General features: G+C 64.5%; 1 protein-coding gene. It reads right to left on the reverse strand.

Translation table 11 applies throughout. The features are described 5' to 3' along the window. Positions 1–338, reverse strand: a 338-nt coding sequence (locus CBX98_RS26405; protein WP_172606047.1) for a hypothetical protein, incomplete at both ends; no start/stop codon positions are given.

Here is a 338-nt window from a genome sequence, read left to right on the forward strand (position 1 = left end):
CCAACGCACTCGGGAACAGGCTTTCCAGTGCCGCGTAACCGCGAGCATACTTGCCCGCATAGGGACTCGACGCGTCATTGTAATCGGCGCCGACCTGCGCAAGCAGCTTGAACAGCTCCTTCTCGGCGAACGTGCGTTGAACGATCTCCGGCTCCTTGGCGAACAGGTCGCGTGCCTGTTCCGGCGTCAGCGCTATGGTCAGGTCGTCGCTGGCGTGGCCCGTTGCCGTGGCCTGACCCGCGATACGCCGCTCCATGAAGTCGACAAGGTCCGGCAGCAAGCTGGGTAGGCCGTCGGTGCCATCGAGATAGCGCGCGACGAAGGCTGCCGTGTCCACG

This window comes from Vibrio sp. T9 (assembly GCF_003123985.1).
Lineage (GTDB): Bacteria > Pseudomonadota > Gammaproteobacteria > Enterobacterales > Vibrionaceae > Vibrio > Vibrio diabolicus.